The organism is Streptomyces lienomycini (assembly GCF_027947595.1).
Taxonomy (GTDB): Bacteria; Actinomycetota; Actinomycetes; order Streptomycetales; family Streptomycetaceae; genus Streptomyces; species Streptomyces lienomycini.
In genome coordinates, this window is the sequence record NZ_CP116257.1 from 6,891,440 (window position 1) to 6,907,530 (window position 16,091).

Genomic DNA, 16,091 nt, shown 5'->3' on the forward strand with positions numbered 1-16,091 from the left:
CTTCCTCACGGTGGAGGAGGCCCCTTGCGGTGCACCGGTGGAACCGGTGGCTCACATCATGTCTTCGATCTCCGCGGCGATCGGGTCGGCGTCGGTGCCGATGACGACCTGGATGGCGGTGCCCATCTTGACGACGCCGTGGGCGCCGGCGGCCTTGAGGGCGGCTTCGTTGACCAGCGCGGGGTCGTTGACCTCGGTGCGGAGGCGGGTGATGCAGCCTTCGATCTCGTCGATGTTCTCGATGCCGCCGAGGCCGGCGACGATCTTCTCAGCCTTGCTGGCCATGTCGTTCTCCCTGATCCGAACCGCTTTGTCGCAGTAACCCACAGTTGGCCCATCTTCGCGAGCGTTCATACGGTGCGTACCGAATGATGGCGTCACGACGGCGGAGCCCTCCGTCTACTGGTCTACACCAGTGTACCGGCGGCCGGATCGAACCGGATGGAGACCGGATGAGTGCCGACAGCACGGTCAGTCCCGCCCGTGTCCGCTGGAACAAGGCGTTCCAGGGGCTGCAGAAGATGGGTCGCAGTCTTCAGCTGCCCATCGCGGTCCTGCCCGCCGCGGGCATTCTCAACCGGCTGGGGCAGCCGGACGTGTTCGGGGACGACGGTCTGGGCTGGACGAACGTCTCGAAGGTGATGACCGGCGCGGGCGGGGCGCTGCTGGACGGGTCGTTGGGGCTGCCGCTGCTGTTCTGTGTGGGTGTGGCCATCGGGATGGCGAAGAAGGCCGACGGTTCGACGGCGTTGGCGGCGGTGGCGGGGTTCCTCGTCTACTACAACGTGCTGCGGCAGTTTCCGGAGGACTGTCCCAAGGGGTCGAAGGTGCTCCCGCAGATCGGTTGCCAGGTGGCCGACGGTTCGGGTGAGGTGACCGCGTTCGTCTTCCAGAATCCGGGGGTGTTCGGCGGCATCGTGATGGGGTTCCTGACGGCGTACCTCTGGCAGCGGTTCCACCGGACGAGGCTGGTGGACTGGCTGGGCTTCTTCAACGGGCGCCGGCTGGTGCCGATCATCATGGCGTTCGTGGCGATCCTGTTCGCGGCGCTGTGCCTGTGGGTGTGGCCGCCGATCGGTGACGCGCTGGAGAGTTTCAGCGACTGGCTGACGGGGATCGGCGCCTGGGGCGCGGGTGTGTTCGGGCTGGCGAACCGGGCGTTGCTGGTGATCGGTCTGCATCAGTTCCTGAACGTGCCGATGTGGTTCCAGTTCGGTTCGTACACGAAGCCGGACGGCACGGTGGTGCACGGTGACATCAACATGTTCCTGGCGGGGGATCCGAACGCGGGTCAGTTCACCACCGGCTTCTTCCCGATCATGATGTTCGCGCTGCCGGCGGCGGCGTTGGCGATCACGCACTGCGCGAGGCCGCAGCGGCGCAAGGAGGTCGGCGGCCTGATGCTGTCGGTGGGGCTGACGTCGTTCGTGACGGGGATCACGGAGCCGCTGGAGTACTCGTTCATGTTCATCGCTCCGCTGCTGTACGTGGTGCACGCGGTGCTGACGGGTGTGTCGATGGCGGTGACGTGGGCGCTGGGTGTGAAGGACGGGTTCAGCTTCTCGGCGGGGTTGATCGACTACGTCATCAACTGGAACCTGGCGACCAGGCCGTGGCTGATCATTCCGATCGGTCTGTGTTTCGCGGTGGTGTACTACGGGGTTTTCCGGTTCGCGATCACGAAGTTCGATCTGAAGACTCCGGGGCGGGAGCCTGAGGAAGAGGTGGAGGACGTCACCAAGGGATAGGTCGCCGCCGACCTCACGTACCCTTTGAGGGTGGTCTCGCGAAGGCCCCCGGACCTGCCGGTCCGGGGGCCTTTCCGCGCCCTCGCACGCGTGTGAGCAGGGGACTTGGCCGGGCACTGCGCGTAGCGCCGCGGTCGCGGAATCACGGGTTCCTTACGTGGCCTTCATCGTGCTACAACAGGTCTACACCACTGAGTGGTGTAGACCACCACCCGATGGAGGAAGTATGAGCACCGCCACCGACAAGGCGGCCCCCGCAAAGAAGCGGGGATCTGGTCTTCTGCAGGGCTTGCAGAAGGTGGGCCGCAGTCTCCAGCTGCCCATCGCCGTGCTGCCGGCCGCGGGCATCATGGTCCGGCTCGGCCAGGACGACATCTTCGGCAAGGACGGCCTGGGCTGGGACAAGGTCGCCGCCGTCTTCAACAACGCGGGCGGTGCCCTCACCGGTTCGCTGCCGATCCTGTTCTGCATAGGCGTGGCCATCGGCTTCGCCAAGAAGGCCGATGGCTCGACCGCGCTGGCCGCGGTGGTCGGCTTCCTCGTCTACAGCAAGGTGCTCGAGGCCTTCCCGGTCACCGAGGCGGTGGTCAAGAACGGCGAGGACGTCGCCGCGACGTACAACGACCCGGGTGTGCTCGGCGGCATCATCATGGGTCTGCTCGCCGCCGTGCTGTGGCAGCGGTTCCACCGCACCAAGCTGGTGGACTGGCTCGGCTTCTTCAACGGCCGTCGCCTGGTGCCGATCATCATGGCGTTCGTCGGCATCGTGGTGGGTGTGTTCTTCGGTCTGGTCTGGGAGCCCATCGGCACCGGCATCTCCAACTTCGGCGAGTGGATGACCGGCCTCGGCTCCGGCGGCGCCGCCCTGTTCGGTGGCGTGAACCGCGCGCTGATCCCGGTCGGCATGCACCAGTTCGTGAACACGGTGGCCTGGTTCCAGCTCGGTGACTTCACCAACTCCGCCGGTGAGGTCGTGCACGGTGACATCACGCGCTTCCTGGCCGGTGACCCCTCCGCCGGTATCTTCCAGGCGGGCTTCTTCCCGATCATGATGTTCGGTCTGCCGGCCGCCGCCCTGGCCATGGCGCACACCGCCCGCCCGGAGCGCCGCAAGGCCGTCCTCGGCATGATGGTCTCGCTCGCGCTGACCTCGTTCGTCACCGGCGTGACCGAGCCGATCGAGTTCTCGTTCATGTTCATCGCGCCGGTCCTGTACGTGCTGCACGCGGTGCTGACCGCGGTCTCGATGGCCGTGACGTGGGGTCTGGGTGTGCACGCCGGGTTCAACTTCTCGGCCGGTGCCATCGACTACGCCCTGAACTGGCACCTGGCGACGAAGCCATGGCTGATCATCCCGATCGGCCTGGTGTTCGCGGCGATCTACTACGTGACGTTCCGTTTCGCGATCGTCAAGTTCAACCTGAAGACCCCGGGCCGCGAGCCCGAGGAGGAGGTCGAGGACCTCACCAAGGCGTGAGACCTCGCCGTACGGCACGACGAAGGCCCCGGAACCGCGAAGGTTCCGGGGCCTTCGTGCTGCGTTCGGGCTCAGATCTCGTACACCGCGCCGGCCGCCGCGACCTCCACCGCACCGTCGTAGACCTCGCGCGCGTCGGCCAGGTTGACCTCGGGGTCGGTCCACGGGGGGATGTGGGTGAGCACCAGGCGCCGGGCGCCCGCGCGGGCGGCGCTCTGGCCTGCCTCGCGTCCGTTGAGGTGCAGGTCGGGGATGTTCTCCTTGCCGTGCGTGAAGGCGGCCTCGCACAGGAACAGGTCGGTGTCGCGGGCGAGTTCGTCCAGCACGGGGGTGGCGCCCGTGTCACCGGAGTAGGTCAGTGACCGGCCGCCGTGCTCGACGCGGATGCCGTAGGCCTCCACGGGGTGGGCGACGCGTTCGGTGTGCACGGTGAACGGGCCGACGTCGAAGGTGGACGGCTTGACCGTGTGGAAGTCGAACACCTCGCTCATGGAGGAGGCGGAGGGGGTGTCGGCGTAGGCGGTGGTCAGCCGGTGCTCGGTGCCCTCGGGTCCGTAGACCGGGAGGGGGGCGCAGCGGCCGCCGTCGTGCCGGTAGTAGCGGGCCACGAAGTAGCCGCACATGTCGATGCAGTGGTCGGCGTGCAGATGGCTGAGGAAGATCGCGTCGAGGTCGTAGAGACCGCAGTGGCGCTGCAGCTCGCCCAGGGCGCCGTTGCCCATGTCGAGGAGCAGCCGGAAGCCGTCGGCCTCGACGAGGTAGCTCGAGCAGGCCGATTCCGCGGACGGGAACGACCCCGAGCAGCCGACGACGGTGAGCTTCATGAAGCAGAAACCTCCGCTGGCGCGTGTGGAGAGACGGGGGTCGTGCGGGTTTGTCGAGCGTAAGGCGCAAAACCTCGGGTCGCTCCTCCGCCAGGGGCCGTTGTGGGCGAACTCACCTGTGGTGTCACCGGTTCGGCTGGAAGTAGGGCGCTTGGGGCCACTGAGGGGGCGCGCGGGGGCGGCGCGCGCCGGTACGGTCTTCGGTATGCACACGTCCTGGTGGCTCGCCTTCGCGGCGGTGGTGCTGCTCGCCCTCGTCGCCACGGTCGTCGACGGCTGGGGCCGGGGGCGGCGGCCTCGTGGGCCGGGCGGCACCCGGCGTCCGCCCGCGCGTCCTCGCGGTCCGGGTGGGCGGGCGCGGCGGCCGCGGCCCGCGGAGATCTGGTGGGCGAACGTGCCGTACGAGGACGTGGGCGGTGCGAAGGACCGGCCGTGTCTGGTGATCTCGGTGCGCGGGCGGCGGGTGCTGGTCGCGAAGATCACCTCCCGGTACCGGGAGGGGCGGGCCGGGGTGATCACGCTGCCGCCGGGCTCGGTCGGGGACGCGCGGGGGCGGACGAGCTACCTGGAGACCGGCGAGCTGCGCGATGTTCCGGTGCGGGACTTCCGGCGCCGGGTGGGTGTAGTGGACCCGGTCCTGTGGGACCAGGTCCGTCACCTCGCGGGGTGAGGTTCCCTCAGGCCCAGAGCTGGCCGTGGAGGGTCTCGATGGCCGCCTCGGTCGTCTCGGCGGTGTAGACGCCCGTCGACAGGTACTTCCAGCCGCCGTCGGCGACGACGAACACGATGTCCGCGCTCTCGCCGGCCTTGACCGCCTTCTTGCCGACGCCGATCGCGGCGTGCAGGGCGGCGCCGGTGGAGACGCCCGCGAAGATGCCCTCCTGCTGGAGCAGCTCGCGGGTGCGGGTGACCGCGTCGGCGGAGCCCACCGAGAAGCGGGTGGTGAGGACGGAGGCGTCGTACAGCTCGGGGACGAAGCCCTCGTCGAGGTTGCGCAGGCCGTACACGAGGTCGTCGTAGCGCGGTTCGGCGGCGACGATCTTCACGTCCGGCTTGTTCTCGCGCAGGTAGCGGCCGACGCCCATGAGGGTGCCGGTGGTGCCGAGCCCGGCCACGAAGTGGGTGACGGAGGGCAGGTCGGCGAGGATCTCGGGGCCGGTGCCGGTGTAGTGGGCGCCCGCGTTGTCCGGGTTGCCGTACTGGTAGAGCATCACCCAGTCCGGGTGCTCGGCGGAGAGTTCCTTGGCGACGCGTACGGCGGTGTTGGAGCCGCCCGCGGCCGGGGAGGAGATGATCTCCGCGCCCCACATGGCGAGCAGGTCCCGGCGTTCCTGGGAGGTGTTCTCGGGCATCACGCAGACGATGCGGTAGCCCTTGAGCTTGGCGGCCATGGCGAGGGAGATGCCGGTGTTGCCGCTGGTGGGCTCCAGGATCGTGCAGCCCTTGGTGAGGCGGCCGTCCTTCTCCGCCTGCTCGACCATGTGGAGCGCGGGGCGGTCCTTGACGGAGCCGGTCGGGTTGCGGTCCTCCAGCTTGGCCCAGATGCGGACGTCGTCGGACGGCGACAGCCGCGGCAGGCGCACCAGGGGGGTGTTGCCCACCGCGGCCAGCGGGGAGTCGTAGCGCATCGGCGATCAGGCCATGCCGCCGGCGACGGCCGGCAGGATCGTGATGCTGTCGCCGTCGGACAGCTTGGTGTCGATGCCGTCGAGGAAGCGGACGTCCTCGTCGTTCAGGTAGACGTTGACGAAGCGGCGGAGCTGCTCGCCGTTCGCCTTGTCGATGAGTCGGTCCTGAATGCCCGTGTGCCGGGTCTCGAGGTCGGCGAAGAGCTTGGCGAGGGTGTCCCCGTTGCCCTCCACCGCCTTCTGGCCGTCGGTGTACTGGCGGAGGATGGTCGGGATGCGGACCTCGATGGCCATGGCTGAGGGCTCCTGTCGGAAGTGGGTCGTGGGTTCTGCGGGCGCGCGGCGGCACGCTTCAGCACGCCGCGGCTCACGGCCGTACGGCGGCGGCGAAGATCAACAGATGGCGCTTTTCAGCCTGCACAGGTCGACGTGCAGACGCGCCACGAGCAGCGTGCCCGGCGCCTTGTCGCTCACGTCGAGAAGAACCATGGGCTCATCGTATCGATTCCCGGTCCGGCTTCCGGAGTGTGATCTCACCTGATGGACCGATTCCGTCCGCGGTCCGGGATCAGTAGGTTTCGACGACCTTGACCTCCTCCTCCGTGACCTCGCCCTCCAGGATGCGGAACGAGCGGAACTGGAAGTCGCCGGCGCCGTCGGTGTCCGCGGTGGAGACGAGGACGTAGTGGGCGCCGGGCTCGTTGGCGTAGGTGATGTCGGTGCGGGAGGGGTGGGCCTCGGTGGCGGTGTGGGAGTGGTAGATGATCACCGGCTCCTCGTCGCGGTCGTCCATCTCGCGGTAGAGCTTGAGGAGGTCCTGCGAGTCGAACTCGTAGAAGGTGGGTGAGCGGGCGGCGTTGAGCATGGGGATGAACCGCTCGGGGCGGCCCTGGCCTACGGGGCCGGCCACCACGCCGCATGCCTCGTCGGGGTGGTCCTCGCGCGCGTGGGCGACGATCTGGTCGTACAGGGCCTGGGTGAGGGTCAGCATGCGGCCAGGATAAGCAGAGGGACCGACCCGTACCGGTGGGTGGTACGGGTCGGTCCACATGCCGGACGGCCTTGAGTGGCGGCCGGTGCGGCGGTCAGCCGATCTTCTCGAACTCCGGCTCGCCCGGACGCTCGGTGATCCCCGGGTTGCGGCTCTTGAGCACGAACCAGCCGATACCGAGGGCGGCGGCCCAGCCGGCCATCACGTAGAGGCAGACGCGGGCGTCGGCGTCGTAGGCGATGAGGCAGGTGACGAAGAGCAGGAAGGCGATGGCGATGTAGGAGCACACGGAGCCGCCGGGCGCCGGGAAGGAGGAGGCGGGCAGGCGGCCCGCGACGACCCCCCGGCGGTAGCGCACGTGGCTGATCAGGATCATCAGCCAGGTCCAGATGCCGGCGGCGGTGGCGACGGAGGTGACGTAGCCGAAGGCCTTCTCCGGGACGAGGTAGTTCAGGACCACGCCGATGGCCATGAAGACGACCGAGACGGCGATGCCGATGGCCGGGGTCTTGGTCGAGGACAGCTTGTTGAAGACCTTGGGCGCCTCGCCGTTGTCCGCGAGGGTGCGCAGCATGCGGCCCGTGGAGTACATGCCGGAGTTGCAGGAGGACAGGGCGGCGGTGAGGACGACGAAGTTGACGATGCCCGCGCCGGCCGGGATGCCGATGACCGCGAAGGCCTCCACGAAGGGGCTGACGCCCTCGGCGAACTCGGTCCACTTGACCACCGCCAGGATGACGGTGAGGGCGCCGACGTAGAAGAGGGCGATGCGCCAGGGCAGGGTGTTGATCGCCTTGGGGAGGGTCTTCTCCGGGTTCTCGGACTCTCCGGCGGTGACGCCGACCAGCTCGACGGCGAGGTAGGCGAACATGACGCCCTGGAGGGTCATCAGGGACGAGCCGATGCCCTTGGGGAAGAAGCCGTCGAACTCCCACAGGTTGGAGACGGCGGCGGTGTCGCCGGCCTGGCTGAAGCCGAGGGTGAGCACGCCGACGCCGATCACGATCATGCCGATGATGGCGGTGACCTTGACCATCGAGAACCAGAACTCGATTTCGCCGAACAGCTTCACCGAGATCAGGTTGGCGACGAACAGCAGGACCAGGAAGACCAGGGCCGAGACCCACTGCGGGATGTCGGGGAACCAGTAGTGGATGTAGATGGCGGCGGCGGTGAGTTCCGCCATGCCGGTGACCACCCACATCAGCCAGTACGTCCAGCCGGTGAAGTAGCCGAAGAAGGGGCCGAGGAACTCGCGCGAGTACTCGGCGAAGGAGCCGGAGACGGGTCGGTAGAGGAGCAGCTCGCCGAGCGCCCGCATGATGAAGAAGATGATCACGCCCGCGAGGGCGTACATGAGGATGATGCTGGGGCCGGCCTTGGCGATGTTGGCCCCGGCGCCCAGGAAGAGACCGACGCCGATGGCGCCGCCGATCGCGATCATCTGGACCTGGCGGCTGTTGAGCCCGCGCTCGTAGCCCTCTTCGGGGGCCTTGTCCGTGTCGACCTGCGCAGAGGTCATGTGTGGTGCGCCTTTCTCCATGCCGAACCGGGCCTTGACTCGGCCGCGGATCGGGTCTCGATCCCCCCGGATGATGGAGCTGAGCGGGCCTCACATCCCGCTCGGTGCCTGGCCGGCGGTCGCCGGCTCAGTGGCGCACCCGGCCGAACATTCGGGTGGTGTTCGCCGGGCGGTCGTGAAGATTTACCACGACCGCGGCGCCGATCACAGGGGTGGTCTGTGACGTGTCCCACAGGGAGAAGCGGACAAAAGGCGCGCTGACGGTGCAAAGAAGGGCGCGGCTTTGACGGGATCGTTATCCGGATTTGAGACTCCGCTGAGCGGACACGGAGAGTGGCGAAACCGGGACGTTCAGGGCATGGAGGTACTCAGGTCAGGAGTGTCGCGACGAGTGACTCCTGGAGCCCGCCGAGCCACAGGTACGCCATCACCATCGGCTTGCGCGGGTCCTCGTCGGGGAGCCGGTAGAGCAGGTCGGTGTCCTCCTCGTCGGCGATCTCGAGGCGCGCGCCGATCGCGAGCCGCAGGTCGTTCAGGGCGCCGAGCCACTGCCGGGACTCGTCCGCCGACAGCTTCAGCACCGCCCCGTCCTCGCCGGCGGACCGCGCGGCCACGCCGTCCAGGCCCCGGATGACCGCGAGGGCGCTCTCCCGCTTGCCGGCCCGCAGGTCGTTCTCGGTGTAGCGGCGGAACTCCGCGGAGTGCGCCCGCTGCTCCTCGGCCTCCCGGGCCTGCGGGGCGCCCTCGGGATCGCCGTAGGCGTCCGGGAACAGGCGGCGCAGCACCGGGTCGGAGGGCGGTTCGCTCGGGCCCTCGGCGAACAGTTCGGCGAGCGGGTCGTCGGAGGCGTCCTCGGCGGGGCCCGGGCCGATCAGCTCCAGGAGCTGCACGGCCAGGGAGCGGATGATGGAGATCTCGACGTCGTCGAGCGCGACGGCCGCGCCGCCGCCGGGGAGCGGTTCGAATTGTCCGGGCATGAAGGCGATTCAGCTGCTTCCGTCCTGCGGGCGGGCGTGGGTCGTTTCCGGGCTCATTTCCGGTCCTGCTGGAGGGTGGCCCACAGGCCGTAGCCGTGCATGGCCTGTACGTCCCGTTCCATCTCCTCCCGGCTGCCGCTGGAGACGACCGCCCGGCCCTTGTGATGGACGTCCATCATGAGCTTGGTGGCCTTGTCCTTGGAGTAGCCGAAGTACGACTGGAAGACGTACGTCACGTAGCTCATCAGGTTGACGGGATCGTTGTGGACGATCGTCACCCAGGGCACGTCGGGCTCGGGTACGGCGAAGACCTCCTCCGCCGACTCGGTCTTCTCGATCTCCATGGGTGCGGCTGCCGTCACAGGGACCATGCTGCCACCACAGGGGGGCACCCGCACAAACGGGCCTGTGGCGGGCGCCACGCGAACCGGGCGGACCTTGAAATCGTCAGAGTGACGAAATGGGGGTACGATCCGTCGTATGAACACAGCGGACCTTGGGCTGCCGGTGGACGTCCCCTCGACGGCGCTCTTCACGGACCAGTACGAGCTGACCATGCTGCGCGCAGCCCTGAAGGCCGGCACGGCCGGGCGGCGCAGCGTGTTCGAGGTCTTCACCCGGCGGCTGCCGGACGGGCGCCGCTACGGCGTCGTGGCGGGCACCGGGCGGGTGCTGGACGCGGTGGAGAACTTCCGTTTCGACGCGGACGTCCTGCGCTTCCTGCGCGAGAAGGACATCGTCGACGAGGAGACCCTGGAGTGGCTCGCCGGATACCGCTTCGGCGGTGACATCTGGGGCTACCCAGAGGGCGAGGTGTACTTCCCGGGCTCGCCGATCATGCGGGTCGAGGGGACCTTCGCCGAGTGCGTGCTGCTGGAGACGGTGATCCTCTCCATCCTCAACCACGACTCGGCGATCGCGGCCGCCGCCTCCCGGATGTCGTCCGCCGCCGGGGAGCGGCCGCTGATCGAGATGGGGGCCCGCCGCACCCACGAGCTGGCCGCCGTCGCCGCCGCCCGCTCCGCCTACGTCGGCGGCTTCGCCACCACGTCCGACCTGGCCGCGGGCTTCCGCTACAACATCCCCACCGTCGGCACCTCCGCCCACGCCTTCACCCTGCTGCACGACGACGAGCGCGACGCCTTCCGCGCCCAGGTGGACTCCCTGGGCCGGGACACCACGCTCCTGGTGGACACCTACGACGTCGCCGAGGCCGTCCGCACCGCCGTGGAGGTCGCCGGGCCCGAGCTGGGCGCGGTGCGCATCGACTCCGGCGACCTGCTCCTGGTCGCCCACCGGGTGCGCCAGCAGCTGGACGAGCTGGGCGCCACCGAAACGAAGATCGTCGTGACCTCCGACCTGGACGAGTACGCCATCGCCTCGCTGGCGGCAGCGCCCGTGGACGCGTACGGCGTCGGCACCCAGTTGGTGACGGGGTCCGGGCACCCGACGGCCTCGATGGTCTACAAGCTGGTCGCCCGCGCCGAGACCGGCGAGCAGGACGCCCCGCTGGTGGCGGTGGCCAAGAAGTCCAGCGGCGGCAAGACCTCGATCGGCGGCCGCAAGTGGGCCGCGCGGCGGCTGGACGCGTACGGGCACGCCGAGGCGGAGGTGGTCGGCACCGGGCCGGTGCCCGACGATCTCGCCGACCGGCAGCTCCTGGTCGAGCTGGTCAAGGGCGGCGAGGTCGTCGCCCGCGAGCCGCTGGACGCCGCCCGGGACCGGCACACGGCCGCCCGCGCCAACCTTCCGCTGTCCGCCACCCAGCTCTCCCGAGGGGAACCCGTCATTCCGACGGAGTACGCGCACGGGGGGTCGGGTAGCTAGATCTGGTGCGGCCCCGCAAGGCCCGAACCAGCCCCGTCCGTCCGGCCCTCCGCTCCTCCCATCCAGTCGAAGGACACCGACCATGCGCCGCGCCTTGATCGTCGTAGACGTGCAGAACGACTTCTGCGAGGGAGGCAGCCTCGCGGTGTCCGGCGGTGCCGACGTGGCCGCCGCCATCACCGAGCTGATCGGGCAGGCGCCCGCCGGCTACCGCCACGTCGTGGCCACCCGCGACCACCACGTCGCGCCGGGCAACCACTTCGCCGACCATCCCGACTACGTCCACTCCTGGCCGGCGCACTGCGTCGCGGGCACGGAGGGCGTCGGCTTCCATCCGAACTTCGCGCCCGCCGTCGCCTCCGGGGCGATAGACGCCGTCTTCGACAAGGGCGCCTACTCGGCCGCCTACAGCGGCTTCGAGGGCGCCGACGAGAACGGCACGGCGCTCGCCGAGTGGCTGCGCGGCCGCGAGATCGACGAGGTCGACGTCGTGGGCATCGCCACCGACCACTGCGTACGGGCCACCGCCCTGGACGCGGCCCGTGCGGGCTTCCGCACCCAGGTGCTGCTCGACCTGACCGCCGGGGTGGCCGGGGAGACCACGGAGCGGGCCCTGGAGGAGCTGCGGGCGGCGGGCGTGGAGCTGTCCGGGAAGCCGGTCGTCCGGTAGTCCGGCGGGCGGCCGGTGCCGGGCTCGGCGCCCCCCCGGGGGCTGGTCGTACTACTAGGTCTGGGCGGTCGGGCGTCTGAGCAGTGCCCGGATCGGGTGCCACAGCTCCTGGACGAGGTCCGGGCCGCTCACGGCGCCGGCCGCCGGTGCCGTGCGCCATATCAGGCCGTCCGGGTGGTGCAGGACCGCGGTGACCTCGTCCGGGGTCGGCGGGGCCGCGTTGCCCCGCAGGTAGACCGCGCGCAGCCCCAGGTTGCGCAGCCTGGTCAGGGCGCGCGCCCGGTTCTGGGCGTGGACGAGAAAACGCACGCTGCCGACGCTCGACGGGAGGGGGCTGGGCAGGTTCAGTGCCACCACCACCGTGCCGTTCGGCAGCTTGCAGAAGCCTCCTGCGGCCATGCGGTCATACCCCCGGGTCAGCTGGTGCCGGTCCCGGTTCCGGGGCCGGTGTCAATAAGAGAACCACAGGAGGCACCTAAACACGGATCGGCGGCGACCCGCCAGGGGGTCACCGCCGATCACGCTCTGACCTGGGCAGATGCTAATTACCTGCCTGCGGGGCCAACCTCGAGCTCGATCGTCGAGCCGTTCTTGGCCTCCTTCAGGATCTTGATCTTCGTGTTGGTGTCAGTGATCTGGACACCGCCGGTCGGGTTCGCCGGGTCCCAGTAGTCGTTCTTGCGGTCGTTGAAGACCGAGACGCCCTTGGAGCCCGGGACGTACTTCGCGACGTCCGCCTTGTGCAGCGTCATGCCGTCCGTGCGGTAGAGGCTGAACGGCGAGTCGTACGCCTGGAAGCGGTTGCGCATGAGCGTCCCGTCCTTCCACTTCAGCGCGGTCGGGTGCGAGTCGATCGGCAGGACCAGGCCCTTGCCGGGGTGCTGGCTGGTGTTGTTGTCCGCCTGGGAGGTGTCCCACTTCCAGATCAGCAGGCCGTTCTGGTACGCGTAGTGCTCGACCCAGTTCGGGCGCTCCGAGAAGCCGAAGTTGTACGGGCCGGTCTTCAGCGTCTTGTCGTACGACGTGTACTGCCGGTTCTCGGCGATGTAGTACTGCGCGTACTCCTTGGTGAAGGAGGCGCCCTTGCGGGTGAAGCCGACCGCCGTCCACGCGTCGTCCGCGGTCTCCGCGTTGTCGGAGAAGAGCGTCTCGCCGTCGGCCGTCACCGCGATCTCGTCGGCGGTGAAGCCCTTCATCGCCAGGCCGCCGTCGGTCTGGTAGCGGAAGCGCAGGTCGATCTTCTTGCCCGCGTAGGCGTCCAGCGGGTAGACCAGCTTGCCGTAGGCGTCCACGGTGGCGCTCAGGGCGGGCTTGTCACTGCCGTCGCGCTGGATCGGCTGCCCGTCGAAGGTGCCGTCGACCGCGGTCCAGTTGGCGCCGCCGTCGGTCGACACCTCGGTGTAGAGGAAGTCGTAGTCGGCCTCGATGTCGTACCAGCCGTCCAGGGTGAGGGAGGCGGACGACTTGCCGGTGAGGTCGACGCTGCGGCTCAGGGTGTTCTTGAGGTCGTTGCCGCTTCCGCTCCACCACTGGGTCTCGCCCTCGGCGGGGGTGACGATCTCGGTGGTCACCTTCTCCTTCGGCAGCTCGACGACCAGGCCCTGCTTGTGCTTGGTGTTGTACTCGGCCAGGCCCAGCTTGTGCCAGGAGTTGACGCCCGCCTTGGCGGTGTCGTAGTTCAGCCAGCCCAGCTGGAGCTTGTCCCAGGCGTTCATGTCGCCGGGCAGGTCGCCGATCTCGTTGCGGCCGGTGCCGAGCCAGGAACCGGACGACATCAGCGTCCAGAAGCCGGTGGAGTTGTCGCCGCCGGCGGTGTCGTAGTGGTCCGGCAGGCCGAGGTCGTGGCCGTACTCGTGGGCGTAGACGCCGAGTCCGCCGTTCTCCGGCTGGATGGTGTAGTCGCCGACCCAGATGCCGGTGTCGCCGATCTGGGTGCCGCCGAGCTTGTTGTCGGCGGGGCCGGTGGCGCCGGCGTCGGTGCCGAAGGCGTACCAGCGGTGGGCCCAGATGGCGTCCTCGCCCTGCGCGCCGCCGCCCGCGGACTCGTCCTCGCCGGCGTGCACGATCTGGAAGTGGTCGATGTAGCCGTCGGGCTCGTTGAAGTCGCCGTCGCCGTCGAAGTCGTAGCGGTCCCACTGGTCGTACTGGGCGAGCTGCGACTTGATCTGGGCGTCGGTGCGGCCGGCCGCCTTCTGGTCCGCGACCCAGGCGGTGACGCCGTCCTGCACCGCGTACCAGGCGCAGTTGTCGGGGTCGCACTTGTTGGAGCCGTACCGGGCCTCGTTGTAGGGCACCTTGACCCAGTCGGAGACCTCGCCGTCGACCGAGTAGCGGCCCGAGGACTGCTTCTCGTAGTACGTCTTGACCGAGTTGACGCCCTTGCCGGAACCGAAGTACAGGTCCTGGAAGTGCTCCTGGTCGTAGTCCTCCTGCCAGGCCGTGGAGTTGTCCGTCCTCCGGTTCGGCTTGGCTATCTCGTTGTGCAGCGGGCCGGCGTCGCCGCCGTAGCGGCTGTCGACCTTGTCGCCGAACTCGACCAGGATGGTGAAGATCTTGTCGGTCTTCTCCCGGCCCAGCTCGACGTACTTGGCGTCGCCCTTCTTGCTCTTCAGCTGGACGACGTTGGAGCCGTCCTTCTTCTTCACCGAGGCGTTGCCGGATATGACCTGCTTCAGGGCCTCCTCACGCTGGGCGGCCTGAGTGTCGCTCAGGGGGCCCTTGAGGTCGTGGGAGCGCGTGGTCTTGTCCGGGCTCGGGTCGTGGCGGTTCACGGCGTCCGGCCGGGACGGCGAGTCCGCCTGGGCCACGCCCGCCGCCGACAGGGTGGCGGTGGCCGCGGCCAGTGCGACGGTGGTCGCCGCGGTTCTGAACGTCCAGGATCTTCTGGTCACTTGAGTTCCTCCCCCGCGTCCACGCGCGCGGAAGGGGGGACAAAGACAGAGCGAAGTCCGCGCACACGTGTTCAACGCGTGTAGTCAAGTGACGACATTTGACTAGAGGTTCCCCGGAAAAGACAGACCTTGACTTGAGCAGAACAAGTGCACTATGCGGAGCCGTGGTTCGCTTTGCGGACACCGGATCGTGACCGTTCCGCGTCCGACGGGCGCGCGAACCCGTCCACGCACCGGACGTCATGAATCCGTGCGCCCCCCGTGCATCGGCCGTGCCGGTTAGGTCGTGCTTACTGCCGGTTCCCCTCGGGCACACAGCGGGTTAGAGTCGCTTGGCGGAACGCCCGGAAGCCGGCGGAAAGCCAGGCCCACAGCCCGTCTCACCCCCATGATGTCTTCCGAGGACACGATGGCCATGCCCCGTCCGACTGCCGCACAGTTCGCCTACGGTTCGTGCACCGTGATCTTCTCGACACTCGCCATGCTGCTGCTGTCGCGGACGAGTTCGGGTCCTGGAGTCGCTCTCATCGCCGTCGCGGCCCTCGCTCTCGGGCTGCTGGTCGCCATGACGGTGCCGCTGCCGAGGACGCGCGCGGTGACCACCGCGCCGGCCCACCGGGGCGCCGCCGACCGGGGGCCCGTGCCGGTGCGTGCGGCGGCCCGGGTCTCCGCGGGCGCGGGTGAGACGACGCGCGGACGAGCCGCCTGAGACCGGGGCCGGGCCCCGGGACGTCCCGCGTTCCCGTGTCCGCCGCGGACCTCAGCGGGTGTTGACCACGACCGTCTTGGCCGCCTTGTCGTGCAGGCCCTGCTTGTAGGGCCGGTCGAAGAAGCTCCAGCCACCCGCGATGATCGTCCACACGCAGGCGCAGCAGAACGCGAACGGGATCCACAGCACCAGCGCGCGGATCAGCGACGTCTGCCCCGAGGGCGTCGCTCCGTCGGACAGGTTGGCCACCCGCATCCCGAGCCACTTCTTGCCGAGCGTCTGCCCCGTCTTGGTGGTCATGTAGGTGTCGTAGCCGACGTAGAGCACGGCGGCGATCAGGGACTGCCAGAAGGACTTGCCGACGGAGACGTCGTCGCCGTCCACCTGGTATTCCTGGACGTTGAAGGCCCAGCTGAGCAGCCAGACCACGATGCCCACGAGGATCATGTCGATGATCCGCGCGAGCGTGCGTCGGCCGCTGTCGGCGAGGGGCGGCATCCCGGCGAGCGGATCGGAGGGGGAGCCGCCTCCGCCGTACGGGTCGCCGCCGTACGGGCCGCCGCCGTAGGGGCCACCGCCGCCGGGGGGAGGCGGGCCGCCGTAGGGGCCACCGCCGTAAGGACCGCCGCCGTCACCGGGGGGCGGGGGTGGGGGCGGGTTGTCGTAGGGGTTCTTCCTCAGCGGGTCGTCGTCCGGCGGCTGCTGCCCGCCGGCGCCGGGGGGCGGTTCGCTGCTCATGTCCCGAGTCGAACCCGGAGTCTCTCTCCTCGCATCCGGCGAGCGGCCGTCCGGAGTAGCGAGGGCGCGTGGTCCGTTCGCCGTCGGGG

At 69.2% G+C, this 16,091-nt stretch carries 18 protein-coding genes; 6 read left to right on the forward strand and 12 right to left on the reverse strand.

Annotation, left to right across the window (positions count from 1 at the left end):
* Window positions 1–51: 51 nt before the first annotated feature.
* Complete coding sequence (locus BJ961_RS31460) at window positions 52–354, reverse strand: PTS glucose/sucrose transporter subunit IIB (protein ID WP_271416163.1); 303 nt, start codon at window positions 352–354, stop codon at window positions 52–54.
* A gap of 98 nt (window positions 355–452) precedes the next feature.
* On the opposite strand from BJ961_RS31460, the gene BJ961_RS31465 reads away from it, so the two are divergent.
* On the forward strand, window positions 453–1,748 hold the full coding sequence (locus BJ961_RS31465) for a PTS transporter subunit EIIC (RefSeq protein WP_271417229.1): 1,296 nt from the start codon (window positions 453–455) through the stop codon (window positions 1,746–1,748).
* A 226-nt stretch (window positions 1,749–1,974) separates the two neighbouring features.
* Entirely contained in the window at window positions 1,975–3,225 is a 1,251-nt protein-coding gene (locus BJ961_RS31470) for a PTS transporter subunit EIIC (RefSeq protein ID WP_271416164.1), read from the forward strand.
* Between the two features lie 71 nt (window positions 3,226–3,296).
* Here BJ961_RS31470 and BJ961_RS31475 read toward each other — a convergent pair whose 3' ends face one another.
* Window positions 3,297–4,049 (reverse strand): MBL fold metallo-hydrolase, encoded by a 753-nt coding sequence (locus BJ961_RS31475; RefSeq protein WP_271416165.1) that lies wholly within the window; start codon window positions 4,047–4,049, stop codon window positions 3,297–3,299.
* A gap of 205 nt (window positions 4,050–4,254) precedes the next feature.
* Between BJ961_RS31475 and BJ961_RS31480 the strand changes: the two genes are divergently transcribed.
* Window positions 4,255–4,719 (forward strand): type II toxin-antitoxin system PemK/MazF family toxin, encoded by a 465-nt coding sequence (locus BJ961_RS31480; protein WP_271416166.1) that lies wholly within the window; start codon window positions 4,255–4,257, stop codon window positions 4,717–4,719.
* A 7-nt stretch (window positions 4,720–4,726) separates the two neighbouring features.
* Here BJ961_RS31480 and BJ961_RS31485 read toward each other — a convergent pair whose 3' ends face one another.
* The 7 genes from BJ961_RS31485 to clpS form a co-directional block, all read right to left on the reverse strand.
* Window positions 4,727–5,677, reverse strand: a complete 951-nt coding sequence (locus BJ961_RS31485) for a PLP-dependent cysteine synthase family protein (RefSeq protein WP_271416167.1) — start codon at window positions 5,675–5,677, stop codon at window positions 4,727–4,729.
* A 6-nt stretch (window positions 5,678–5,683) separates the two neighbouring features.
* On the reverse strand, window positions 5,684–5,971 hold the full coding sequence (locus tag BJ961_RS31490; protein ID WP_271416168.1) for a MoaD/ThiS family protein: 288 nt from the start codon (window positions 5,969–5,971) through the stop codon (window positions 5,684–5,686).
* A gap of 99 nt (window positions 5,972–6,070) precedes the next feature.
* Window positions 6,071–6,166, reverse strand: a complete 96-nt coding sequence (locus tag BJ961_RS36080; protein WP_328657635.1) for a putative leader peptide — start codon at window positions 6,164–6,166, stop codon at window positions 6,071–6,073.
* Between the two features lie 79 nt (window positions 6,167–6,245).
* Entirely contained in the window at window positions 6,246–6,668 is a 423-nt protein-coding gene (locus BJ961_RS31495) for a M67 family metallopeptidase (RefSeq protein WP_271416169.1), read from the reverse strand.
* 94 nt (window positions 6,669–6,762) lie between these two features.
* Complete coding sequence (locus BJ961_RS31500; RefSeq protein ID WP_271416170.1) at window positions 6,763–8,190, reverse strand: amino acid permease; 1,428 nt, start codon at window positions 8,188–8,190, stop codon at window positions 6,763–6,765.
* Window positions 8,191–8,558: 368 nt separating this feature from the next.
* A complete protein-coding gene (locus BJ961_RS31505; protein ID WP_271416171.1) occupies window positions 8,559–9,167 on the reverse strand; it encodes a DUF2017 domain-containing protein in 609 nt (202 codons plus the stop codon).
* Between the two features lie 53 nt (window positions 9,168–9,220).
* Entirely contained in the window at window positions 9,221–9,538 is a 318-nt protein-coding gene (gene clpS, locus BJ961_RS31510) for an ATP-dependent Clp protease adapter ClpS (protein WP_271416172.1), read from the reverse strand.
* A 109-nt stretch (window positions 9,539–9,647) separates the two neighbouring features.
* On the opposite strand from clpS, the gene BJ961_RS31515 reads away from it, so the two are divergent.
* Together BJ961_RS31515 and BJ961_RS31520 are read left to right on the forward strand one after the other, a co-directional pair.
* Window positions 9,648–10,994, forward strand: a complete 1,347-nt coding sequence (locus tag BJ961_RS31515) for a nicotinate phosphoribosyltransferase (RefSeq protein WP_271416173.1) — start codon at window positions 9,648–9,650, stop codon at window positions 10,992–10,994.
* Between the two features lie 82 nt (window positions 10,995–11,076).
* The gene (locus tag BJ961_RS31520; protein WP_271416174.1) at window positions 11,077–11,664 is read left to right on the forward strand and encodes a nicotinamidase; all 588 of its coding nucleotides are present in this window, start codon (window positions 11,077–11,079) and stop codon (window positions 11,662–11,664) included.
* A gap of 54 nt (window positions 11,665–11,718) precedes the next feature.
* Here the strand turns inward: BJ961_RS31520 and BJ961_RS31525 are convergent, their stop codons facing one another.
* Both BJ961_RS31525 and BJ961_RS31530 read right to left on the reverse strand, forming a co-directional pair.
* On the reverse strand, window positions 11,719–12,063 hold the full coding sequence (locus BJ961_RS31525) for a hypothetical protein (protein WP_271416175.1): 345 nt from the start codon (window positions 12,061–12,063) through the stop codon (window positions 11,719–11,721).
* Between the two features lie 146 nt (window positions 12,064–12,209).
* The gene (locus BJ961_RS31530) at window positions 12,210–14,555 is read right to left on the reverse strand and encodes an immune inhibitor A domain-containing protein (protein ID WP_271416176.1); all 2,346 of its coding nucleotides are present in this window, start codon (window positions 14,553–14,555) and stop codon (window positions 12,210–12,212) included.
* 415 nt (window positions 14,556–14,970) lie between these two features.
* On the opposite strand from BJ961_RS31530, the gene BJ961_RS31535 reads away from it, so the two are divergent.
* The gene (locus tag BJ961_RS31535; protein WP_271416177.1) at window positions 14,971–15,264 is read left to right on the forward strand and encodes a hypothetical protein; all 294 of its coding nucleotides are present in this window, start codon (window positions 14,971–14,973) and stop codon (window positions 15,262–15,264) included.
* 51 nt (window positions 15,265–15,315) lie between these two features.
* Here the strand turns inward: BJ961_RS31535 and BJ961_RS31540 are convergent, their stop codons facing one another.
* A complete protein-coding gene (locus tag BJ961_RS31540) occupies window positions 15,316–16,002 on the reverse strand; it encodes an RDD family protein (RefSeq protein WP_271416178.1) in 687 nt (228 codons plus the stop codon).
* Window positions 16,003–16,091 lie beyond the last annotated feature (89 nt).